Annotated in this window: 20 protein-coding genes; 10 read left to right on the top strand and 10 right to left on the bottom strand. The window is 41.6% G+C overall.

The features are described 5' to 3' along the window. Nucleotides 1–65: 65 nt before the first annotated feature. Nucleotides 66–677: a helix-hairpin-helix domain-containing protein gene (locus tag P2W73_RS11010; protein WP_276502089.1), complete on the bottom strand. Its 612-nt coding sequence runs from the start codon at nucleotides 675–677 to the stop codon at nucleotides 66–68. Between the two features lie 262 nt (nucleotides 678–939). Between P2W73_RS11010 and P2W73_RS11005 the strand changes: the two genes are divergently transcribed. Next, on the top strand, nucleotides 940–4,335 hold the full coding sequence (locus tag P2W73_RS11005) for a ThuA domain-containing protein (protein ID WP_276502088.1): 3,396 nt from the start codon (nucleotides 940–942) through the stop codon (nucleotides 4,333–4,335). Between the two features lie 48 nt (nucleotides 4,336–4,383). On the opposite strand, the gene P2W73_RS11000 is transcribed toward P2W73_RS11005, so the two are convergent. Further along, entirely contained in the window at nucleotides 4,384–4,779 is a 396-nt protein-coding gene (locus P2W73_RS11000; RefSeq protein ID WP_276502087.1) for a VOC family protein, read from the bottom strand. Nucleotides 4,780–4,975: 196 nt separating this feature from the next. Here P2W73_RS11000 and P2W73_RS10995 point away from each other — a divergent pair, with 196 nt between their 5' ends. Both P2W73_RS10995 and P2W73_RS10990 read left to right on the top strand, forming a co-directional pair. Next, nucleotides 4,976–5,569, top strand: coding sequence for a cytochrome c family protein (locus P2W73_RS10995; protein ID WP_276502086.1), 594 nt, complete (start codon nucleotides 4,976–4,978; stop codon nucleotides 5,567–5,569). 34 nt (nucleotides 5,570–5,603) lie between these two features. Continuing rightward, the gene (locus P2W73_RS10990) at nucleotides 5,604–6,530 is read left to right on the top strand and encodes an NmrA/HSCARG family protein (protein ID WP_276502085.1); all 927 of its coding nucleotides are present in this window, start codon (nucleotides 5,604–5,606) and stop codon (nucleotides 6,528–6,530) included. Nucleotides 6,531–6,628: 98 nt separating this feature from the next. On the opposite strand, the gene P2W73_RS10985 is transcribed toward P2W73_RS10990, so the two are convergent. The 4 genes from P2W73_RS10985 to ku all read right to left on the bottom strand — a co-directional run bounded on the left by P2W73_RS10985 (nucleotide 6,629) and on the right by ku (nucleotide 11,143). Beyond that, the gene (locus tag P2W73_RS10985) at nucleotides 6,629–7,609 is read right to left on the bottom strand and encodes a Gfo/Idh/MocA family protein (protein ID WP_276502084.1); all 981 of its coding nucleotides are present in this window, start codon (nucleotides 7,607–7,609) and stop codon (nucleotides 6,629–6,631) included. 304 nt (nucleotides 7,610–7,913) lie between these two features. Further along, nucleotides 7,914–9,743, bottom strand: a complete 1,830-nt coding sequence (gene ligD / locus P2W73_RS10980) for a DNA ligase D (RefSeq protein WP_276502083.1) — start codon at nucleotides 9,741–9,743, stop codon at nucleotides 7,914–7,916. An 81-nt stretch (nucleotides 9,744–9,824) separates the two neighbouring features. Beyond that, the gene (locus P2W73_RS10975; RefSeq protein WP_276502082.1) at nucleotides 9,825–10,370 is read right to left on the bottom strand and encodes a DNA polymerase ligase N-terminal domain-containing protein; all 546 of its coding nucleotides are present in this window, start codon (nucleotides 10,368–10,370) and stop codon (nucleotides 9,825–9,827) included. After that, the gene (gene ku / locus P2W73_RS10970; protein WP_276502081.1) at nucleotides 10,367–11,143 is read right to left on the bottom strand and encodes a non-homologous end joining protein Ku; all 777 of its coding nucleotides are present in this window, start codon (nucleotides 11,141–11,143) and stop codon (nucleotides 10,367–10,369) included. The genes P2W73_RS10975 and ku overlap by 4 nt, the downstream gene beginning before the upstream one ends. Nucleotides 11,144–11,651: 508 nt before the next feature. Here ku and P2W73_RS10965 point away from each other — a divergent pair. Together P2W73_RS10965 and P2W73_RS10960 are read left to right on the top strand one after the other, a co-directional pair. Beyond that, nucleotides 11,652–12,191, top strand: a complete 540-nt coding sequence (locus P2W73_RS10965; protein WP_276502080.1) for a hypothetical protein — start codon at nucleotides 11,652–11,654, stop codon at nucleotides 12,189–12,191. 11 nt (nucleotides 12,192–12,202) lie between these two features. After that, the gene (locus P2W73_RS10960) at nucleotides 12,203–13,234 is read left to right on the top strand and encodes a ligand-binding sensor domain-containing protein (RefSeq protein WP_276502079.1); all 1,032 of its coding nucleotides are present in this window, start codon (nucleotides 12,203–12,205) and stop codon (nucleotides 13,232–13,234) included. A gap of 369 nt (nucleotides 13,235–13,603) precedes the next feature. Here the strand turns inward: P2W73_RS10960 and P2W73_RS10955 are convergent, their stop codons facing one another. The 3 genes from P2W73_RS10955 to P2W73_RS10945 all read right to left on the bottom strand — a co-directional run bounded on the left by P2W73_RS10955 (nucleotide 13,604) and on the right by P2W73_RS10945 (nucleotide 16,468). Beyond that, complete coding sequence (locus P2W73_RS10955) at nucleotides 13,604–14,680, bottom strand: winged helix DNA-binding domain-containing protein (protein WP_276502078.1); 1,077 nt, start codon at nucleotides 14,678–14,680, stop codon at nucleotides 13,604–13,606. Between the two features lie 192 nt (nucleotides 14,681–14,872). Continuing rightward, nucleotides 14,873–15,589: an EcsC family protein gene (locus P2W73_RS10950; protein WP_276502077.1), complete on the bottom strand. Its 717-nt coding sequence runs from the start codon at nucleotides 15,587–15,589 to the stop codon at nucleotides 14,873–14,875. A gap of 33 nt (nucleotides 15,590–15,622) precedes the next feature. Further along, nucleotides 15,623–16,468, bottom strand: a complete 846-nt coding sequence (locus P2W73_RS10945) for an oxidoreductase (RefSeq protein ID WP_276502076.1) — start codon at nucleotides 16,466–16,468, stop codon at nucleotides 15,623–15,625. A gap of 184 nt (nucleotides 16,469–16,652) precedes the next feature. Between P2W73_RS10945 and P2W73_RS10940 the strand changes: the two genes are divergently transcribed. Both P2W73_RS10940 and P2W73_RS10935 read left to right on the top strand, forming a co-directional pair. Further along, on the top strand, nucleotides 16,653–17,345 hold the full coding sequence (locus tag P2W73_RS10940) for a molybdopterin-dependent oxidoreductase (RefSeq protein WP_276502075.1): 693 nt from the start codon (nucleotides 16,653–16,655) through the stop codon (nucleotides 17,343–17,345). A 205-nt stretch (nucleotides 17,346–17,550) separates the two neighbouring features. Next, a complete protein-coding gene (locus P2W73_RS10935; protein ID WP_276502074.1) occupies nucleotides 17,551–18,612 on the top strand; it encodes an LLM class flavin-dependent oxidoreductase in 1,062 nt (353 codons plus the stop codon). Here the strand turns inward: P2W73_RS10935 and P2W73_RS10930 are convergent. Then, complete coding sequence (locus P2W73_RS10930; protein WP_276502073.1) at nucleotides 18,605–19,462, bottom strand: NmrA/HSCARG family protein; 858 nt, start codon at nucleotides 19,460–19,462, stop codon at nucleotides 18,605–18,607. The genes P2W73_RS10935 and P2W73_RS10930 overlap by 8 nt on opposite strands. 387 nt (nucleotides 19,463–19,849) lie before the next feature. Here P2W73_RS10930 and P2W73_RS10925 point away from each other — a divergent pair, with 387 nt between their 5' ends. The 3 genes from P2W73_RS10925 to P2W73_RS10915 all read left to right on the top strand — a co-directional run bounded on the left by P2W73_RS10925 (nucleotide 19,850) and on the right by P2W73_RS10915 (nucleotide 21,870). Next, nucleotides 19,850–20,236, top strand: a complete 387-nt coding sequence (locus tag P2W73_RS10925) for a VOC family protein (protein WP_276502072.1) — start codon at nucleotides 19,850–19,852, stop codon at nucleotides 20,234–20,236. 56 nt (nucleotides 20,237–20,292) lie between these two features. After that, nucleotides 20,293–21,210 carry a macro domain-containing protein gene (locus P2W73_RS10920; RefSeq protein ID WP_276502071.1) on the top strand — a complete coding sequence of 306 codons (918 nt, stop codon included), beginning with the start codon at nucleotides 20,293–20,295 and terminating at the stop codon, nucleotides 21,208–21,210. A gap of 258 nt (nucleotides 21,211–21,468) precedes the next feature. Next, the gene (locus tag P2W73_RS10915; protein WP_276502070.1) at nucleotides 21,469–21,870 is read left to right on the top strand and encodes a lysozyme inhibitor LprI family protein; all 402 of its coding nucleotides are present in this window, start codon (nucleotides 21,469–21,471) and stop codon (nucleotides 21,868–21,870) included. Nucleotides 21,871–21,873 lie beyond the last annotated feature (3 nt).

Raw genomic sequence — 21,873 nt, 5'->3', positions numbered from 1 at the left:
ATGGCAATAACATGCATTGAAGCCCGGAGTGGTCCGGGCTTTTTTATTTCATGCTTCAGGGAATTTTATTTTCCTGCTGCCAATTCTTTTTGTAATGCTTCCAGCTCTTCCCATTTTTCAGCAGCAGCCAACTTTGCTTGTTTGGGCCAACTGGCAGGATCATGCATTTGAAACTTATTACCGGCAGCTTCTAAAATGCCTTTCAATTTTTTGGCAGAAGCTTTCGAAAGATCTTTAAAAGTGAGAATTTTTTCAGCCTGTAATAGTTCAGCGATCTTTTTACCGATACCTTCTATTTTAGTAAGATCATCAGCGGTAACTATCTTTTCAGTTTTCGCAGAAGCTTTTTTTGCCTTCGGAGCCTTTTCAGCTTTGGCAGCTTTTTTTTCTTCTTCCACAGGAACAGAGATCACGCAATTTTCAACATGGTAACCGTTGACAGGCACATAATCATCGGCACGGTGATCATTTACCCAGCGACCATCACTCAATAAATAGCGATACTGGTAGGTCCTTCCCTCTTCCAGTGTGGTTGTGGCTTTCATAGAGCCATCTTTTTGTTTTTTCAGTATGATGGCGTCATCAGAATTCCAATTATTAAATTCGCCTAATAGTAATGCACTTGTTGCGTCACCGACTGTTTCGGCGGATAATGTAAATGTTACTTTCTTTCCCATAACTCAAATCTTATTATTTGTTGCAAAATTAGCAGGAATGCGGTTTTAACGGCCTGCGGATATATTAAAAAAACTTATGTTATCGCAACTTAATACCATGCCAGTTCAAAGGTAACCCGCTACTGGTATGACGCTTTTCCACAGAATGTGTACAAAAAATAGAGAGAGAGCCGAAAATCAAACAAGCTTCAGTTAAATATTCATCACTTTTGGCTGCATTTTTCATCTAAATTTACCGATCTCATTAGAAGCCAACATAATTATGAAAAGTTACTTACTGATTGCTTTCACAGCCTTTACCTGCCTCGCAATTTCCTGTTCCAAAAAAAGAAGTGGTAAACCCCGGGTCCTGGTGTTTTCAAAAACAGCCGGCTTTGTACATAGTTCCATTCCTACCGGTGTTGCCGCCATTCAAAAATTGGGTGCTGAAAACGGGTTTGACGTAGATACTACCCAAAACGCCGAGTATTTCAATGAAGATTCATTAAAAAAATATGCTGCGGTAATTTTCTTAAGCACTACCGGCAACGTATTAAACCACAGGCAGGAGATCGCTTTTGAACGATATATCCAGGCAGGTGGTGGCTATGTGGGTATACATGCAGCAACCGATACGGAATATGACTGGGGCTGGTATGGCAGACTAGTAGGTGGTTATTTCCTCAGTCATCCAAGACCGCAACAAGCTAAGTTTACCATCAAAGACAAAAGCATTGCTGCCACCAGTTTTTTTACTGATACCATTTGGCAGGTTAAGGATGAACTATACAATTTCAAAAAACTAAACCCGGAAACAAAGGTCATTCTCACTATTGATGAGACTAGCTATGAAGGAGGTGCCAATGGAGCCAATCACCCGATGAGCTGGTATCATGACTATGATGGCGGTCGTGCATTTTATACCGCACTGGGTCATTTGGAAGAATTGTATGCTGATCCAACTTATTTGAAACATTTGCTGGGCGGTATTCAATATGCAATGGGTGATAATGAAGAATTGAATTACAGTAAAGCAAAATCACAATACCCGCCGGATGATGATCGCTTCACAAAAACTCAATTGTCGCAGGGTGAGTTTTTTGAACCCACAGAAATTACTGTTCTTCCCAACCTTGATGTATTAATCGTTCAGCGCCGCGGAGAAATTTTATTGTATAAGAATGAAACAAAGAAAATTCAAAAGGCAGGCTTACTCAATGTATATTGGAAAGCTACTGTTCCCAATGTAAATGCGGAGGAAGGATTGATGGGACTTGCTAAAGATCCCAATTTTGAAAAAAACAATTGGGTGTATATGTTTTACAGCCCGATCGACAGTTCAGTCAATCGCTTATCACGGTTTACACTGAAAAATGATACGATTGATATGGCATCTGAGAAAACGGTTTTAGAAGTAAAATCACAACGGAATATTTGTTGTCATACCGGCGGCTCCATTGCATTTGGTCCCGGTGGATTGCTTTATGTTTCAACCGGTGATAACTCCACACCTTTTGATGAGCCCGGTGCAAAATATGTCAACAGTGGTTTTGGCCCCATGAATGATCTGCCAGGCCGCCAACAATATGATGCACGCAGATCTTCCAGCAATACCAATGATCTGCGGGGTAAAATATTGCGGATAAAAATAAATGATGATGCTACATACTCTATTCCTGATGGAAACCTGTTTCCTAAAGGAACAGATAAAACAAGACCTGAAATATTTGTGATGGGCAACCGCAATCCTTATCGTATTTCAGTGGATCAAAAGAACGGGAATCTTTATTGGGGTGAAGTAGGTCCTGATGCTGCTAATGACAGTTCAGACTCCCGCGGACCAAAGGGTTATGATGAGGTGAACCAGGCCCGCAAAGCCGGTTATTTTGGCTGGCCGCTTTTTGTTGGGAATAATTACGCTTATCGTCAATATGATTATGCTACCGGGCAGGCTGGTCCTGCTTATGATCCGCAACACCCGGTTAATGACTCGAAAAATAATACCGGCCTTAATGAGTTACCATCTGCACAACCGGCATTTATCTGGTACCCCTATGGTGCATCTGGAGATTTCCCACAGGTAGGAACAGGTGGCCGCAATGCAATGGCTGGCCCTGTATATTATACCGACATGTATCCGAAAGAAACAAGACTTCCCGATTATTACAATGGTAAACTTATCATCTACGATTGGATCAGGGGATGGATAAAAGCGGTGACACTTTTGCCCAATGGCGATTTTGATAAGATGGAACCCTTTCTTTCCGATATCAAAGTAAATGCGTTGATCGATATGGAAGTTGGTCCGGATGGTAAACTGTATTTTCTCGAGTATGGCAATGGTTGGTTCTCCCAAAATCCTGATGCCGGTTTATTCCGAATCGATTTTAACAGCGGCAACAGGGCGCCTAAAATAAAATCTATTGCTGTTGATAAAACATCGGGCAACCTGCCCTTCACTGTTAAAGCAACTGTAGATGCCGTTGACCCCGAAAAAGACAAACTTTCTTATAACTGGAATTTTGGCGATGGTAAAACAAAACAGACTGAAACACCCGAGGTTAGTTACACGTTTGACACACCCGGTGATTATAAAATCTCTGTTGTGGTAAAAGATAGCAAAGGCGATTCCAGCATCAGCAATATGGCCGCCATCTATGCGGGTAATGAAATGCCAGTGGTGAGCATCGAACAAGCATCCGGTAACCGTTCGTTTTATCTTCCGGGAAAACCAGTTGGCTATAATGTTATCGTAAAAGATAATGACACGGCCAAAATTGACAACACCAATTTATATGTATCGGTTGATTATGTTGAAGGCTTTGACAAAGCTGGTTCATCGATGGGACATCAGCAGGGACAGGCATTGCTAAGCGGCAAAAGCCTGACTCAGTCACTCGATTGCAAGGGTTGTCACAAAGAAGCGGAGAAGTCGATAGGTCCTTCCTTCATGCAGGTATCCGAAAAATATCAAACGCATCCTGATGCTACGAATTACCTGAGTCAAAAAATTGTAAACGGAAGTAAAGGTGTGTGGGGCGAAACAGCGATGGCATCGCATCCCAATATGTCTAAATCAGATCTTTCAGAAATTGTGAGCTATGTATTATCACTGGCAAAAAAAGAATCGGTGAAAAAATCATTACCGCCAGCTGGAAATATTATAGCGGCCGCAGACAAAAAGCCAGCGAGCACTATGGTGATTTCAGCCAGCTATACCGATAAAGGAGGTATTAATAGTAAAGCCTTGACTGGTTCGTCTGTCTTTAGTCTTCCTTCCAATACCGTTGCCTTTAAACCGCGCCAGCCAATGAAGGGTTTTACGTCTTTCCATTTCAATAGCACCCTTTATTATATCATTCCGCAACAGGAAGGTTGGTTTGGGTTGGATAGCATCGATCTTACGGATGTTGGGTCGTTGTCAGCCATTGTTGGTTGGCAAAATATCACTCCTGCCGACTTTGAACTGGAGCTTCATCTTGATGCACCGGATGGAAAATTGCTCGGCAAAGGAAAATTATCCATACCAAAAAAAGATAAAAAGGGAGGATTGGTCAACATACCAATTGAAGCGGTCGGTGATGGCAAATTCCATGCATTGTATTTTGTTTATAAACCACAGGCTGGAAAAGTTGTTACAGGCGCAGGCATTTCTGCCGTCAGGTTTAATGCGAAATAAGAAATTTTGAAAAAGAGCCCTGCTTAATGAAAATAAGCAGGGCTCTTTTTATTTTTTAACTGGCTCGATCAAATCCCAGAGATTTCCATACAGATCGCTGAATACGGCCACTTTCCCCCACTCCTCTTTGACCGGCTCCCGTACAAATGATATTCCCTGTTGTTTCATTTGTTGGTAATCTCTATCCAGGCCATCAGTATGGAGAAATAAAAACACCCGGCCGCCAGTTTGATTGCCGATCCTTGTCTTTTGTTCTTCTGTTGCTGCTTTGGCCAATAACAAACTGCATCCGCCCGATCCGGGTGGGCTCACTACCACCCATCTTTTTGTTTCACTTAATACAGTATCTTCTTTCAGAATGAAGTCCAGCTTCTTAGTGTAAAAATCAATCGCTTCGTCATAATCATTTACAACCAGGGCCAGTTGCACAATTTGTTGTTGCATCCGATAAAAATTTCTTTCAAATCTAGTCAGAAAAAAAGTTGTTCATGCTGGTTTATATAAAACAGCAACCGCAGAACTGGTAAAGCCTTTTCAACACTTCATCTGCCGCTTTATTCATTTCATGACGCATCCAATTGCTTTCCGCATCTGACGGGGCTAGCTTGCGAATCAAATCAAAGTTTAAACATTATTCATTATGAAAAAGTCATTTTTAATTGTGCTTGCGCTGGCTGCCATAACCACTGCAACACTGATCGCCTGCCAGCCGGGTGCTGCCGGTAACAAGATCGAAAAGCCGGTTGTCATAAGCAAAGACAGCCTTATCAAACGGGGTTCCTATCTCGTTTACACCATGCTCTGTGATGATTGTCATTCGCCGAAACGAATGGGACCAAAGGGACCAGAGATCATTCCTGAACTCCGGCTTTCGGGTGCACGCCAGGATGGTAAACTTCCCCCGCTGGATATAGCGCAAATAAAAAAAGGCTGGACCTTGTTCAACGAAGACTTTACTTCTATCGCTGGTGCATGGGGCGTTTCATTTGCCGGCAATCTCACCAGCGATGAAACAGGTATCGGTAATTGGACAGAAGAGCAATTTAAAAAAGCCATTACTAAAGGCAAATACAAAGGTTTGGACAATAGTCGTGACTTATTACCTCCTATGCCATGGCCGCAGTTCAGTATTTTAAATTTCGCTGATATAAAAGCCATCTATACTTTTTTGAAATCAACCAAGCCGGTAAGAAACGTGGTGCCTGCACCAAAAAAGTTGACTGATTTCAAATAATCACTTTAACTCTCATTAATCAAAAACCTTAACGATGAATCAGAAAAAAACAATCCTCGTAACAGGCGCCACCGGCGCCCAGGGCGGCAGTGTTGCGAAAGCATTATTGCATGAAAAAAAATTTAACGTCCGTATTCTGACCCGCAATGCTCACTCACCCAAAGCACAGGCATTGCTACGTGCAGGTGCAGAAATAGCCGAAGGCGATATGGATGACCTGCAAAGCTTGAAAAAAGCTATGGGGGGTGTCTACGGCGTTTTCGGTGTCACCAGCTTTTGGGAACATTATGAAAAGGAGTTTCGTCACGGAAAAAATTTGGTGACTGCTGTTCACCAGTCGGGTATTAAGCATTTTATTTTTAGCACATTGGCCAATTATCACCAGTTAAGTGGTGAAAAATATTTCGTGGCACATTTCGACCTGAAAGCGGAGCTGGAAGAATATACCCGCAGCCTGAAAATTCCGGCCACCTTTATGCGCATTGCCTTCTATTATGAAAACTTTCTAAACTTTTCTCCTTTGCAAAAAGATGAGAACGGTGATCTATTCTTCGGCTTTCCACAGGGAGATACCAGGTTGTCTATCGTTAGTGCTGAAGATATGGGTGGCGTTGTCGCTCCTGTTTTCGATCACCCGCGGGAATATGTTGGACGGGTGGTTGGTGTGGTAGGTGAAGATCTGCCTTGCGATGAATATGCTGCCATTTTCTCACAAGTCTTACAACGAAAAGTTTACTACAAACATATACCTCGTGACGTTTATGCCGGCCTTGGCTTCCCCGGTGCCGAAGAGTTGGCAAATATGTTTGAAGTGCAACGGCTTTATATAAAGGAACGCCAGCTTGATCTTATCGAAAGCTATGGGTTGAACCCATCTATGCAGCGATTTAAAACCTGGCTGGAAAGAAATAAAGAGAAATTTGAATCTCATATTGCTGCCCAAATACGTGCAGCAGTTTAACCGAGAAAAAGCCTGTCAAATATTATTAATACAGATTGATTTGACAGGCTTTACTTCTTATCGTTTGCGATTAAGTTATAAGTATGATTGAAAGATTTTTATTTTGCCGTAAAACTATCAATCAGCTTCATCACCTCCACTCCTTCTTCCGCAGAACAGGGATTAGGGCGTCTATCCAAAAAATAATCTACCACGTTTCCGATCATTGGCTGCTGCACATGCTGCAACGGGTCAAATGAATATTTCTCGATGGAGCCATTGGCCATTACTGTAATGGGATGCTGTTCAAAAAAACTAAAAATAATAGTGCCTTTCTCCCCGACAATTTCACATTCATCTTTTTCATCGGCAGCCGAAACATTGAAGCACCAGGTGCCGCTAAAGTGCACGCCATTTTGAAACAATATGGTACCCGTTACGATATCGTCTGCTGCGTACAATCCGGCCTGGTTGCTTGCGATGCCAGTAGCTTTATTAATGTTTCCAAAAAAACAATAAAGCAGATCCAACTGGTGCGGCGCCAGGTCATGAAATAATCCACCCCCTGCAAAAGCCGGATCAATTCGCCACGCCGTTTTTTCAACTGCCATATCCTGGCTGCTTAGGGATTTTTTATACAATGACAAACGGACAAGCCGTGTCTCACCGATGGCCTTGTCATTGATCAGTTGTTTTATTTTTTGAAACAGCGGTTGTCCCCTTCGATAATGTGCAACGACTAATTTTCCATTTGTTTCTTTTACAGCCCTGGCCATATTTTCGGCTGATGCAGTATTCATCGTCATTGGTTTTTCCACGTACACCGGTTTACCTGCCCGCAAAGCTGCAATCGCATATTCTTCATGTGTGGATGGCGGTGTAGCTACATAAATGGCGTTGATATCAGCATCATGGATCAGCTTATTTGCATCATCATACCATTTAGGAACATGGTGCCGCTTTGCATAATCTTCAGCTTTGGCAGCATTTCTGCGCATGACGGCTATTAATTCTGAATCGGCTACCTTATTGAAAGCGGGGCCGCTTTTTACCTCGGTCACATCGCCACAACCGATAATACCCCAACGAATTTTTTTCATGCGAGAAAATTACAAAAGTTTCACGCAAAGTGCGCAAAGGAGCAGCGACCGCAAAGAATGATCACTTTCACTCTGCGCCTTTGCCTCGTTGCGATCGTTGCGTGAAATTTGATTTAATATAGCCCCTACTAATTGAGGCAGGGCGGCCTTAGTTATTTTACATTGATAGCCGAAAGCCTAATTGATTAAAATCCGAATCGCCTTCTACTTCAATTACATTCTACATCCGGAATTTATGAAATAATGAAACCTGTAATATCTAAAAAGACTAAAGACAAATCAGCTCTGCTTAATCCCAATAATCCTATAAATCCCGGTTCAGATTTTTTAGTGCCTTATCAATATTTGTTGAACCAGTTAATACGGGTTTAAAAATATCGCCTTTCTTTTCTACTCTTTCCAGGATATTTTCAATTGTGAACTGTGAGGGATGTAGTTTGTGAGTCACTTCTTTCCAATCAAGCGGTGTTGAAACTGTCGCCCCTTTTTTTGGCCGGAGACTATAGACAGAAGCTAATGTCTGGCCACTGCGATTTTGCAGGTAATCGACATATATTTTAGATCCGCGTTTGCTTAATGACCTTTCCAATGAAGTTGTTTTGGGTAATTGCTCCTGCACCAGCGAGGCAATAATATGGGCGAAATCTTTTACCGTCTTGTAATCATATTTATTTTTCATCGGCACATACACATGCAGTCCCGATGAACCGGAGGTTTTACAATAACAATCTACGGCGGCTTTATCCAGTACCTGTTTGGTAGCCAACGCCACATCTACTACATCCGTAAATTTATCTTTGGCAGAAGGGTCAATATCGATCACCATCCAGCCTGGATTGTCCGGGGCTTGGGTGGTACTGTTCCAGGGATTTATTTCAATACAACCCAAATTAGCCAGGTATAATAAAGTAGCCCTGTTATTACAAACAATATAATCGATGATCTTGTTGTTGCTGTCACTCTTTACTTTGAACACATCAACATAAGGCGGCGCTTTTTCCCCGGCGTCTTTGTGAAAAAATCCTTCATCCCTGATTCCATTTGGATTTCTTTTCAATGAAAGCGGCCTGTCTTTCAGGTGCGGCAAAATATAATCCGCCATTTTATTGTAATAATCGATTACATCGCCCTTGGTATAACCTTCGTCGGGCCAAAATATTTTATGCCGGTTGGTAATCGCAACGGTATGTTTTCCTACTTTCATTTCTTCACTTCTTTTCACTTCCGTTATTTCTTCTACCACTTCTTCGTTTACATCTTTGGTTTTCTTTTCATCCCGCAAACGGAGAAATACGGGGTGACGAAATATTTTATCTCTTGTCATTTCTGTATAAGCAATATCTGCCACCAGTTTTGGATTTAACCAGGTTACTTTACCGTTCAGCGGCACTTCGCTTTTGAATGGCGATTCACTGGTTTCAAGCGGCTTCATTTTTTTCTTCAGCTCTGCCAATAGCTCATGGGAGAAACCTGTGCCAACATGCCCGCGGTATTCCCAGGTCTTTCCTTTTTTATTGGCGAGCACCAGCGATCCAAAATGACTGCGGCCACCTTTTGGTTCAGTATAGCCTGCAATCACCACTTCTGTACTCTGCACATTTTTTATCTTCAGCCATTCTTTCGTTCTTACACCTTCCGCATAAGTACTATCTTTTTTCTTACCGATGATTCCTTCCAGACCCTGCTCTTTTGCTTTTTCCAAAAAGGCGATTCCGTCTTTATCGATATGATCACAATAGCGGATGATCTTATTATTCTTCAATAGTTGCTTCGCCAATTTTTTACGATCTGTCAACGGCAGCTTTTCGGTGTTCTTTCCCTCCAGTTCCAATACATCGAACACATAATAGATCAGGGGATAATTCAAATGATTTTCGTAGTGCTGCAATTTTTGAAAATCCGGCAGGTCTTTTTCATTTAATAAAACAATTTCACCGTCCAATATCACCTCATGCTTTATTTTCTTTAATGCCTGGTAAATAGCCGGGAACCGGTCACTGAAATCAATACCGTTACGGGAATAAAATTTGATGTCGTCTTTTTTTATCTCCGATATAGCCCGGTAGCCATCCCATTTTATTTCAAATAGCCAATCTTCGTCGTCAAATGGATTTTTGGCGATAGAAGCCAGCATGGGTTTAATAAAAGTTTTAACCTTCTTAGTTTTTCCATGACGGATGGAGGCAATTGTTTTTTCGGGTACTGCTTTCCCGTTTTACCTGCCTGTCCGGTAGGCAGGTTCTTCAGCATCGTAGATCGTATTTGTGGCATATTCATCTTTATGTTTGATCAATAGCCAGTTTTTTTCATCATTTTTTAACCGCACCAATACAAACTCTCCTTTCAGTTTTTTTCCTTTTAGTAAAAATTTTAATTCACCTTTCCCGATAGCTTGCAGGGCTTGTCGTTCTGAAATGGCTTCGTGCTTTTCATTCACCGGTTGGAAGAAGCCATTGTCCCATATGGCCACGGTTCCCGCACCATAGTTGCCTTTTGGAATAGTGCCCTTAAATCCAATATAACTGACCGGGTGATCTTCTACCATTACCGCCAATCTTTTTTGTGAAGGATTCAACGACGGTCCCTTGGGCACGGCCCAGCTTTTCAGCACCCCGCCGAGCTCAAGCCTGAAATCATAATGTAGCCGTGATGCCTGGTGCCGCTGCACAACAAAGCGGAACTTATTGGCCATTTCTTTTTTGCCAGCTGGTTCCGCTGTTCGTTTAAAATCTCGTTTTTTATTGTAGGTAGCCAGGCTCATGATGCTGCTTTACGTTTTCCGGCAGATAGACTGGCTTTCAATTGTTCCATCAGGTCTTTGGTAGTAGAGTGTACCACTTTCATTGGTTTGAATGGAGTTGATTTACCTTTCGATTTGGCCTTGATGATCTTTAACAATTTATCAGTGTAATCGTCTTTGTACAATTTGGGATCAAACTTTTTGGTCAGCTGATTGACCAGGTCAACCGCCATTTTTAATTCGGCCGGTTTACTTTTATCTGTCGGTAAATTCAAATCTTTTGGTGAACGTATCTCCTGTGCAAAACGGATGCGGTTCAGGATGATTACATCCTCTTTTGCTTTGATAATGGCCACATGCTCCCGGTTGTGCATCACAAACATACCTACACCCGCCTTGCCGCTTTTTTGCAGTGCATCACGCAGCAAGGCATAGGCCCGGGTGCCCGTTTTATCCGGTTCCAGGAAATAAGGCACTTCGAAATAAGTGCTGTCAATTTCTTTTTCGTTGACAAACTGGGTGATCTCGATGTGCTTGGTTTTTTCCGGGGCGGCTTTTTCAAAATCAGTTTTATCCAGCACGACATATTTTTCGTTCACCAGATAGCCCCGTACAATATTCTCCCAGGCTACTTCCTTACCGGTATTTTCATTCACCCGTTTAAATTTAATATTGGCGTGATCTTTTTTGTCCAGCATATCGAGGTCGAGGGTACTTTCTTCCACAGCACTATACATTTTTATGGGAATATTCACCAGCCCAAAGCCGATGGAACCCGTCCAGATAGCTCTCATGGCATGCTTTTTTATAAAGGGGGTAAAAAATGTGCCAGAATGTGAGTCTGACGGCCTCCGTCTGACACATGACTTTAATGTTGTTGTTACCAGCGATAGTTTTTCATGGCATCGTCCCTTGCGACCTTTAGTTTAGCTGTATAAAGGATGGTGCACTATCGTTGCTACTGGGAGAGTTTGCTCCGGGGAGCGTATTAGACCATCCTTTATTCTTTTCCTGTCATATATAGGTAAAATCAGCAATGGCGTGAATACACGTCGTATAAAGTGGCCGACATTTTTACTCGGTGGACTTTATCTAAGACAACAGTTTTTCGACATTAAACATACTATTTGAAATAATTTACAAAGTTTACATTTTAATTTACAATCCTGACCCTTCAAGCTGAAAGGATCAAAGTAGTTTCGCTGTATCAAACTTTATTAGGATACGAAAAATAAAAGAAATGCCTTAAACGGATCTGATTTATCAGGAGATAGATCTATGTTAATTAAACCTACAAAAAATATGAAAAAAGTTATTTATGCGCTGATCTTACCGCTGGTTGTGGTAAGCGGACTAGTATTTGCTAATCGCGAAATCAAAAATGAAACTTCTAAAAAATCAAACCCAAAGCCACTCTCTGCTGCTGAAATGAAAGCCGAAAGGGAAAGATGGGAGGCTACCCCTGATGGTATAAAGTACAAAGAATGGGAAGCGTCTCCCGCAGGTAAAAAAGTGTATGCCGCTGAAGCTAAAATAAGGAGGCATATAAGTGATTCTACCAATATGGAGGCTGTTGTAACCTCTCTTTCTCTTCCGCCAGGATCAAGATTAGGTTTCGGTGTGATGGTCAGGATTGATGGTGTCGATTATATTGTAAAATTTGAGCCGGAAAAGTCTCAACTTGAGCAATTGCATAGCCTGAAAGTTAACGACAAAATAATTATAAGAAGCCATAATGTATCGCATGCGCCCAAGTATTCATATCCAATAGTATCGGGCGACTATGTAGAACGAGATAGTAAAGTAATTTTTAAACGTGTCCCCCGAAAAGGCGGTTGCTGAGTAAATAAATTATGAAATACGTACTCATCTATACTTTGTTCTTAATGTTTGTTTTTTGCAGTTCCTGTGGGGGACAAAACCAACCATACCCACCCCCGGATATTATCAGGTCCGAAACCAAAGACACAGTCACTTCTTACGGGCCTAACACAATGGTTCGGAATGTAAAGCAAGATAGAAACGGAAACATTTTGTTCGCTGCATCATGGGGTGGTGTTTTTCGATACGACGGAAAACTGTTTACCAAAATCTCAAGTAAAATTGGTTCGCGCAGATTCTGGGATGTTTTGGAAGATCAACGCGGAAATCTTTGGTTCGCTACTACTGACTCAGGTGTTTACCATTACGACGGGAAATTCTTTAAGCATTTTACAACCAGGGAGGGACTCGCCAATAATTTGGTTACGTCTATTTGTGAAGGTAAAGCCGGCGTTATTTGGTTCGGCACCGGAGGTGGAGTAAGCCGTTATGATGGGAAATCTTTTCGAAATTTTACAACGAAAGACGGACTTCTTAATAACGGTATTAATTCTATCATGGAAGACAAAACCGGGAAATTATGGATTGGCGCAAGTGAGCCTTGTTTTTATGATGGAAAAACATTTACCGTTTTAAAAAACAAAGATGGCAAAGCGTTTAACAACGTTCGGTCTATAATCGAAGACAAAAAAGGAAATATTTGGTTCGGTGGCAGTGATGGTCTTTGGCGCTATGACGGTAATACATTTACCAATATCACCCGGAAGTTTATTGGTCATATCTACGAAGATAACAAAGGAAATATCTGGACTACCGGTGAAGTAAAACCCAATAAACCGAACATCGGGAATGATTGGGTACTTTGCCGTTATGATCAAAAATCCTTGTACAATGAAAAGCCAACTGTAACCGAAATAAAGTCAAAACATGAAGGAGGTAAAGGAATGCTTTGTGGGATGTTAGAAGCTAATGATGGAAGTATTTGGTTTGGATCTTTGTACGGAGTGTACCGTTATGATGGAAAGACCATCACGGACTTTAGAAGAAAAGAGGATCAGAAATAATGTGTATTGCTGACAATTTTAAGATGGAATTATTCTTCAGGCAGTACGTTTTTCGGCATCGACAATTGGCCGACATTTTTACCCGGTGGACTTTTAATCACTAATACATAATTTACTACATCGAGCCTGAAGGTCTTCGCGGTCTTCAGGCTTTTTTATTCCTACATTTTTTCGTTTTATACTACTTCACATTTTTTTCTGTTCAAATATTTGTTTTTAACTTAGAATACGCTCCGTTCATCTGCAGTGTATATGGCATCATCGAAATATTTAAAATCAGGCTTTGCTTTTTTATTGTGAAAAATCTGGCAGGCTCGTTTGATTTCTTGTTCTTTGTTCATTTTTTATAGATATTTTACCCTTTGAAAATTAGTCTTTCAATCCATCTCCTTTCCGAACAAACGCACAATATTTCTTTATCGCCTTATCCATTGCCTGTTGCCTGGTTTTACTGAGTGTTTTAAAAGGAACTGTTTCAACCACTGCTTTATTATTCTTAAATGTTCTCTTCCAGGTTCCTTCTATTTTTCCATCGAGAATGATCATGCGGTTGAAAAACGGATTTTCATTTTTAAATAAAGAAAGATCAACTGTTCCGTTAAACAAGGCACTCCGATCCTTATAACTCATACCATACTCATCGTAGTCCGGCATCAGGAAACTGGATTGTATTTTACCGGTAGCCATAACCGAAGGCAGAAAAATATATTCCTGTTCATTTATTTTTTCCCGAATAAACTTTTTAGGCAACATGGCTGCCCCTTCTTTCGCTTCGGTAATGGATAAACCCGACCAGCCGGCAAAATCTTTGACCGTTGCCGGTCCGCGGCTCGTGAAGTAGCGTTGGGTGAATTGAAACAACGCCTCTTTCCTTGTCATCGCTTTCTCCGGTCTAGCTCTTTCATCCAGCAAAGCATAAGTATGTTGATTGCCTCTTCTTGCCCCACTGCAGATAATCCCTTCCAGTTCTGCTTTCATCATCAGGCAGGATAAACGTATACCGTCTGCATCGATCTTTTTTTGTTTTAATATAGCTTGTAATTCTGTTCGCATCAACTGCTTGCCACCTTCCAGTGCTTTTGCTATGATATCGTTACTGCGTTTAAATATTTTGCTATCCAGGTTTTGTTCACGATAAGTATAAGCGTTGATTGCTTCTACCCGTGGAGCGGTTAACCGCAACAACCAGCGAATATCTTTTGGTGTCACAAAATGCCAGGTAGGCCGCATCAGGTGAGTTCGTAGAATATCGCCTTTGGCAAAGGCCGTTTCAATCAAGCTGTCGGTTGCCTGCGGTAACCGTAAACCAATCGCCCATTTGGCCATTGCATATTCCTGTGCCTGCATGGCCACTAACCAGGCGACAACTTCAGCCGGCTTGGTAAAAACGGGTTTTGCTATTTGTTGATTGAATAGGCGAAAGCGGATGATGTCAGTTCCGTTCATAGAAGGATAAAATCAAATGTAAAAATATTTGGCACCGCAGACTAATAAATTATTTCCACTGCTTCTATGGACCAAGACATATGAAACACAGCGGCACAAAGACACGAAGGCACAGCAAATTTAATCAGTGCAGATGCATAAATTAACTATTCTCCCTGCCCCGTGACCCCGTTTCTCACGTGGTTCAAAAAACTAATTCAGCAGCCGCATCCTATAAGCATTCATAGCCGTCTTACCCAGTTTGCGGATCAATCGATAGTTCACTAACACACCCACGGGAGCACCTATCACCGGAACCAACTGGGCCATCTTGGCCAGGTCAATATAATCGCGGTATTGCTGTTGAAAATTGCGCCAGTCAAATTGATGAATATCGGCCGGTAATTCTTTACTTTTCTGATCCCAGTTTTCCATTTTTAAATAGATCTGTTTGCGGTGTTCATGGCTGGAGAACGCCAATTCGAAAATATGCAGCAGGTAAACCCGTTCTTTGTAATCATGGGTATCAAATCCGTAAGCAGCGGCCACATCAAACAGAAATTTTATTTTAATAGCGATCAGCAACGGGAAATCAGCGAGTCCTAATAAAATACCACCAGCACCGGTGATACCGCCTTCCACTGCTGCGGTTGTCTTATAAAATTTTATCTTCTCCTCCACTCTTGCTTCACGTATCTCCAGGCTGGCATTGATGATGGGATCAGCCGTGGTATACTTTGCACCAAACAATACGCCCCGGATCATTTGTTTGATAGCGACTGTTACGGCGTTGTGTACTTTCTCAGGTATCCAGGAATTTATTTTATCCTGCGTTCGCTTCGAAAGCTTATTAAAAAAGGATGGCCTCCGCAGCATCTGCTTCTGCCATCCTTTTAATTCTTTTTTTGCCTGTAACTGGTATGCATCCATGGCAGGCAAGTTAATTAACTTGCTGCGACCAAATCACTTTATCTCTTGTTTGGGTTGATCGGCTCCAATAGTTATTTCTTCCCACGCATCAAAATCTTTTTGCATTTCTTTTATTTTGTTGCGTGCACCTCTTAGTGCGCCAACACCTAATAATAATCTTATCGGTGGTTCTGCAGCTTCAACCACTTTCACAATAGCTTCAGCTGCACGTACCGGATCACCGGGCTGATTACCGCTATATCCACGAATAGTAGTTTGGTTTGCATGGGCCGATGACGCATAATCATCAATTACAATTTTTGAATCATTGGCCGAGCGACCCGCCCAATCGGTGCGAAAGCCACTGGGTGCAATCACTGTTACTTTAATACCCAAATGTGCTGTTTCTTTTGCGAGTGCTTCCGAATAACCCGTCACCGCAAATTTGGAGGCGTTGTAAAAACCAACTCCCGGGAAAGCAGCCAGTCCTCCTATAGAAGAAATATTGATAATATGCCCGCTGCGTTGCTTGCGCATGATCGGCAGGATTTCTTTCGTGACATTGGCCAGTCCCCAAAAATTTATCTCAAACATGCGACGCACTTCTTCCTCCTCGCTTTCTTCAATGGCGCCAAAATAACCGATGCCCGCATTATTGACCAATACATCAATCTGTCCAAATTTTTCTCTTGCCTGCTTCACCGCATTCTTTATCTCCACGGGTTTTGTTACATCCAACTGTATCGCCATGGAAGTATTCGGATATTGGGTCACAATGTCTTTTACATCATTGGGATTACGGGAAGTTACGGCTGCCTTATAGCCTGAAGCTAATACCAATTTGGCCAGTTCGCGGCCAAAGCCGGTAGAACAGCCTGTTATAAACCATACTTTATCCATGTTAATCTTTTTAGTGTGGGAGTAGTATTCTTTTCAACAAACGGAGTGATTGTTTGTTTTTAAAAAGAAAAAATATTTGCAGTTATGCGATGTCTGGTAACGGACAACCTGAAAAGCAGGATATCGATAATTTTAAACAGGAATGGTATAATGCTGTGGCATAATTTTATCATAATTTGAGAACATGGAACAATCAGACAAACTCGACCGGGTAGTAGATGCCAGGATGAAACTGAAAGCAAGGTTTGAGGAAAAGATCAAACAGACGCCTTCGGTAGCAGATGACAGACCAATGGGTAAAGGCAATCCGAATCGTCACGGGATGCCAATGGTTCCTGTTGGGCAAATCGTTACTCAAAAATGGCCGGTGCTGGACCTGGGACTGCAACCGGATATCCCGCTGAATGAATGGAAGCTGGTATTAGATGGCGAAGTGGAGAACCCTGTTACGCTCAATTGGGAACAGTTTATGGCATTGCCGCAAACGGATGATGTTTCCGATTTTCATTGCGTCACTACCTGGTCAAAACTAAATATGAGCTGGAAAGGCGTTCGATTACTTGACCTGGCTGCACTGGCTCAACCAAAAGAAGCAGCAACGCATATTTTATGTTACGGTTATGATGATTATACCACCAATATTTCATTGGAAGAAGCATTAAAGCCGGATGTGTTATTGGTTCATGAGTTTGAAGGAAAACCATTGCCCAAAGAACATGGTGGCCCGGTGCGAATGATCACGCCACAATTATATGCCTGGAAAGGTTCTAAATGGATCAACAGGATTGAATTTTTGAAAAAGAATAAACCGGGATTCTGGGAAGAACGTGGTTATTCTAATACGGCTTATCCCTGGCGAAATGATCGGTACAGTTAATTCAACTCCCACTGTTTATTTTTTCCCCCAACCAATGTCATTGGCTTTGTATTACTCGTCTGTTATTCCAGCGGAGCCTTAGCTCTGACCTGTTATACAAAAGATCCTTTATGACGCCGCTGATTATACTGGCGGTACTTTTTGGGGTACAGTTCTTAACAAACAGCACTTGTTTTTGTTATAGTCTAAACAAAAAAGGACACTCATGGAAATAGGCATTTATACGTTTGCGGAAATGACAGCCGATCCCGGCACCGGTAAAACGATACCGGCGCAGCAACGGCTCAGCAACCTGATGGAAGAAATTGAATTAGCGGAACAGGTGGGTCTCGATGTATTTGCTGTGGGTGAGCATCATCGTCCTGACTATGCAGTGTCTTCTCCTGCTGTGATACTTGCAGCGGCGGCCGTAAAAACAAAAACCATAAAGCTATCCAGCGCTGTCACCGTATTGAGTTCTGATGACCCGGTGAGAGTGTTCCAGGATTTTGCTACGATTGATCTTTTGTCCAAAGGAAGGGCCGAGATCATGGCGGGTCGTGGTTCGTTTATCGAATCCTTTCCTTTGTTTGGTTATGAGCTCGAAGATTATGATGAATTGTTTTCAGAAAAGCTCGATCTGCTGGTAAAGCTGAATGAATCAGAAAAAATAAACTGGAAAGGGCATCATCGTCCTTCCATACAGAACCGGGGTGTTTATCCCCGGCCCTACCAGGATAAACTACCAATATGGGTAGCTATCGGTGGTACACCTGAATCGGTGGTGAGGGCTGCCCAATATGGATTGCCCATGGCCCTTGCTATCATCGGCGGTATGCCGGCACGTTTTGCTTCACTCACAAAACTCTACCGGGACAGTGCTGTGAAAGCAGGGCATGCTGCCAATACATTACAACTCGGTATTAACTCTCATGTATTTATTGCCGATACATCGCAGCAGGCAGCTGATGAATTCTATCCTTCTTATGCTGATGTGATGACGAAACTGGGAAGAGAACGTGGTTGGAACCCGATGAACCGTCAGCAATATGAAATGATGCGATCAAATGAAGGTTCATTGCTGGTGGGCAGCCCGCAACAGGTGATCGATAAAATTTTATACGAGTATGAATTGTTTGGCAATACCCGCTTTCTCGCACAAATGAGTGTGGGCAGCATTCCGCATAATAAAATGATGCATTCGATTGAATTGTTGGGAACCAAAGTGGCGCCGGAAGTAAGAAAGCATGTAAAGCAGCGAGCCACTGCGACGGCTATTGTTAATTAAATTTTTGTTTGATCCATTCATCCAGCGAAAGCATGCCGGGAAAATCTCGTTTTAACGCATCGAGGTCCTTTACAAAAACAGCATCATGCTGGTTGATCCAGTTAAACATTTTGTAAAGGTCGCGGCCCATTACTAACCGGGTAATGACACCCGGCAGTTGCTGGTATTTTACCGGCTTGTTAAAGGCTGTCGAAAAATGTTCGGCCAACGTTATGCCATCCATTTGTTCAGAAGCAAGAGTGATTGTTTTGTCCATATAGCTTTGCGATTCGGAAAAGATGATTGCCGCAATGCGACCTACATCTTCGGTGCTCATGTATTGTTGTACTTTTTTCTTATGCAGCGGCATTACTAATTTTCCTTTTAGTAGCCGGCTCTTTACCTGAGGCAATAAAAAGTTTTCCATAAAGTAACAGGGGCGGATAATGGTATGATGCACGCCACTTTGCTTCAGCAAATTTTCAATCTTGTTCTTGCTTTCCCAATGTGGAATGCCGGTGTTGGCATCGGCGCCAATGACGGAAGAATAAAGGAAATGAGCAATGCTTTTTTCTTTCGCGGCTATGATAAGATCAAATCCCTGTTCCGTTTCTTTTGTAGGTCCCTGTTTAAAATCGAGCACGGCGAAAATGCCATGGATATTATCCAGGTGATCAGTATAGGTAGAAGGTTCATCCAAATTACCTTCTATAATTTCAACATTCGGTTGACGGAGTAATTGAGCAGCTTTGCTTTCTTTATTCCGGGTAAATGCTTTGATAGCAAAACCGCGTTGCAGCAAATGTTTTATTGCGGCTCCACCCTGTTTTCCTGTTGCACCTGTTACAAAAATTGTTTTACCCGTATCCATGCCTTTTAATTAAAAGCTGGTGACCATAGCTTTAAAATTAAAAAATAATCCTGCAAGGCTTTCGCATGTTTTTGCACGGGAACAATTTTCCCGCATAAACCGGTTGATCATTGATGCATTGCTGTGTATGGGAAAGAAGGAATGGCAAAAAATTTAGTCTTGGATTGTACACGTTGATCAGGCAATCATTTTTTTCCGGGTACTTAATCCCGGTAAGGTACTTATGAAAGAATAAGACGAACGCAGCGAAAATCGCATTGCTACAATAAACAATCCAAATGTGTAATACCATTTGGAGATTTAGTATTTTTAGTGTTATAGCGCATGATACATCAATGTACGAGTTTTGCGTTATGTCGTGAGATCCCCTCAATAAATCTACTAGTTATGACAGAGTGTGTTCCTTTTTTAAAAGTTCCGGATATCGGTCAAACTATAAAATGGTACCAGGACATCGGTTTTGAATGCACTGCTACAAATCATATTTGGGAACCAGGTTGCGAACTTAACTGGGCAAGGCTTGAATGGAACGGTGCGGCATTTATGATTGGACCAGATGAACGAACTACTTCCTCCGCCGCAAAAGATTCAAGTCTTTGGTTTAATGTTGATGAAGTGGATACTATTATTGAAATTTTAAGCCGTAAGGGTACCAGCATGCAGATAGAACCGGAAACTTTTTATGGCAGAAAGGTGGTTTCATTCAAAGATATTAACGCATTTGACATCTCATTCTCATGTGCATTGCCCAAAAAAGTTAATAGGGTAGTATAAAGGCGTTACGGCGTCACCATCTATGTTATGCATAAAAGTTAAGATGACACCTTACAATGAAATTAAAAGCGTTTATATATAGAGTTTTGGGCTTCAAAACAATTGACGAACTTTTCAAAGAATTTAAAGATGGGAAAAGAAAAAACATTGGCGGTAAAACTTTGGAAAATGCAAGAAAGTTGACAAATGCACGAATGCCAAAAGGACTTTTCTATCCAAATGGTGGAGAAATTTTTGAGGCATTACATGATGTAGATATTAATTATTTGACACATTTTATGGCAGCATATACAGGTGGGGATAAAGCAAAATTATTAAAGGGTGAACGAGTTATAATAAGCAAACCAAATCAAACTAAACCAACCGGCTACTATTGTGAAGCGACTAATTACATGGAGGTAGAAAATAGAATTGTACCACATCCAGACATCGGCAACTCAGCGTACAATGGTTACAGCATATCAATTGACACAATTAGCTTAAATCGGGACTTCAAACAAATTGAACTAATGCCAATAAAATATTTAAAAGGCGACGCGACAAACCCAACAGGCAACAAAGCAAAAATCATAGTTCACATTTGTAATGATGTTGGTGGTTGGGGAAAAGGATTTGTTTTGGCAATTTCTAAAAAGTGGAAACAGCCTGAAACAGAATATAGAAATTGGTATAAAAGAAAAGAACTCGACCCAACAGACAATTTAAAATTTGAAAGGCTTGAAAGCAGAGACAAATATTCAAATGAAAGAAAGTTTGAACTAGGCAATGTTCAATTTGTAAAAGTTACTAATGATATTTGGATTGCAAATATGATAGCACAGCATGATACTAAGCCGAATTCGGACGGCGTTCCCCCAATTCGCTATTCATCGGTGAAAGAATGTTTAGAAAGAGTTAGACAATTTGCAAAAAGTCAAAGCGCAAATGTTCATATGCCGAGAATAGGTTGTGGTCTTGCGGGTGGACAATGGTAGAAATTGAACCTATAATAAATCACGAGTTAATTGCCCACGAAATTGACACGACAGTATATGACTTTGAGTAAGCTTGACGAACAAAGCCTAACTTCAGTTCTTAATATTTAACTTTTCTCCCTTTCGGGTTTCCTCTAATCTTCGAACTAAATAGGCGATCCCGCCGGGATGTAGCAAAAGCCACCCACGACGAAAAAGAATACTTTGTATTTTTAATGGCCGCCACAACCATTGGCTCAACCTGCTCAATCAATAATTATGAAACACTTTCTTTACTATGTCTTTCTTACTTTAATAAGCCATTATTCTTTTTCGCAGACGCAATTAGAAATGAATGAGTCGGCTCATAAGGATTTCCAGAAGGCGGATAAAGAACTCAACCAGGTATATCAGCAAATACTGACGGCTTATAAGTATGATGCTGTTTTTATTAAAAGTCTTAAGGCCTCTCAACGAATTTGGATTCAATCCCGAGATGCCGAGTTGAAAATGATGTACCCCAACCGTGAACCCGGCTATTACGGAAGTATACATCCCATGTGCTGGTCAATATACAAAACGGAGCTTACGAATGAGCGGACAAAAAAGCTAAGAAAGTGGCTTGATGGTGAAGAAGAAGGCAATTCCTGTTCTTCGTCCATCAGAACCAAACAACCATAAGCG

The organism is Terrimonas pollutisoli, assembly GCF_029360765.1.
Taxonomy (GTDB): domain Bacteria; phylum Bacteroidota; class Bacteroidia; order Chitinophagales; family Chitinophagaceae; genus Terrimonas_B; species Terrimonas_B pollutisoli.
This window is presented reverse-complemented; position numbering and strand designations above follow the sequence as displayed.

Bases quoted from the DNA above. Each gene is read 5' to 3' on its own strand.
- P2W73_RS11010 (WP_276502089.1), bottom strand. From the start codon at position 677: ATGGGAAAGAAAGTAACATTTACATTATCCGCCGAAACAGTCGGTGAC.
- P2W73_RS11005 (WP_276502088.1), top strand. From the start codon at position 940: ATGAAAAGTTACTTACTGATTGCTTTCACAGCCTTTACCTGCCTCGCA.
- P2W73_RS11000 (WP_276502087.1), bottom strand. From the start codon at position 4,779: ATGCAACAACAAATTGTGCAACTGGCCCTGGTTGTAAATGATTATGAC.
- P2W73_RS10995 (WP_276502086.1), top strand. From the start codon at position 4,976: ATGAAAAAGTCATTTTTAATTGTGCTTGCGCTGGCTGCCATAACCACT.
- P2W73_RS10990 (WP_276502085.1), top strand. From the start codon at position 5,604: ATGAATCAGAAAAAAACAATCCTCGTAACAGGCGCCACCGGCGCCCAG.
- P2W73_RS10985 (WP_276502084.1), bottom strand. From the start codon at position 7,609: ATGAAAAAAATTCGTTGGGGTATTATCGGTTGTGGCGATGTGACCGAG.
- ligD (WP_276502083.1), bottom strand. From the start codon at position 9,743: ATGCTGGCTTCTATCGCCAAAAATCCATTTGACGACGAAGATTGGCTA.
- P2W73_RS10975 (WP_276502082.1), bottom strand. From the start codon at position 10,370: ATGAGCCTGGCTACCTACAATAAAAAACGAGATTTTAAACGAACAGCG.
- ku (WP_276502081.1), bottom strand. From the start codon at position 11,143: ATGAGAGCTATCTGGACGGGTTCCATCGGCTTTGGGCTGGTGAATATT.
- P2W73_RS10965 (WP_276502080.1), top strand. From the start codon at position 11,652: ATGAAAAAAGTTATTTATGCGCTGATCTTACCGCTGGTTGTGGTAAGC.
- P2W73_RS10960 (WP_276502079.1), top strand. From the start codon at position 12,203: ATGAAATACGTACTCATCTATACTTTGTTCTTAATGTTTGTTTTTTGC.
- P2W73_RS10955 (WP_276502078.1), bottom strand. From the start codon at position 14,680: ATGAACGGAACTGACATCATCCGCTTTCGCCTATTCAATCAACAAATA.
- P2W73_RS10950 (WP_276502077.1), bottom strand. From the start codon at position 15,589: ATGGATGCATACCAGTTACAGGCAAAAAAAGAATTAAAAGGATGGCAG.
- P2W73_RS10945 (WP_276502076.1), bottom strand. From the start codon at position 16,468: ATGGATAAAGTATGGTTTATAACAGGCTGTTCTACCGGCTTTGGCCGC.
- P2W73_RS10940 (WP_276502075.1), top strand. From the start codon at position 16,653: ATGGAACAATCAGACAAACTCGACCGGGTAGTAGATGCCAGGATGAAA.
- P2W73_RS10935 (WP_276502074.1), top strand. From the start codon at position 17,551: ATGGAAATAGGCATTTATACGTTTGCGGAAATGACAGCCGATCCCGGC.
- P2W73_RS10930 (WP_276502073.1), bottom strand. From the start codon at position 19,462: ATGGATACGGGTAAAACAATTTTTGTAACAGGTGCAACAGGAAAACAG.
- P2W73_RS10925 (WP_276502072.1), top strand. From the start codon at position 19,850: ATGACAGAGTGTGTTCCTTTTTTAAAAGTTCCGGATATCGGTCAAACT.
- P2W73_RS10920 (WP_276502071.1), top strand. From the start codon at position 20,293: ATGAAATTAAAAGCGTTTATATATAGAGTTTTGGGCTTCAAAACAATT.
- P2W73_RS10915 (WP_276502070.1), top strand. From the start codon at position 21,469: ATGAAACACTTTCTTTACTATGTCTTTCTTACTTTAATAAGCCATTAT.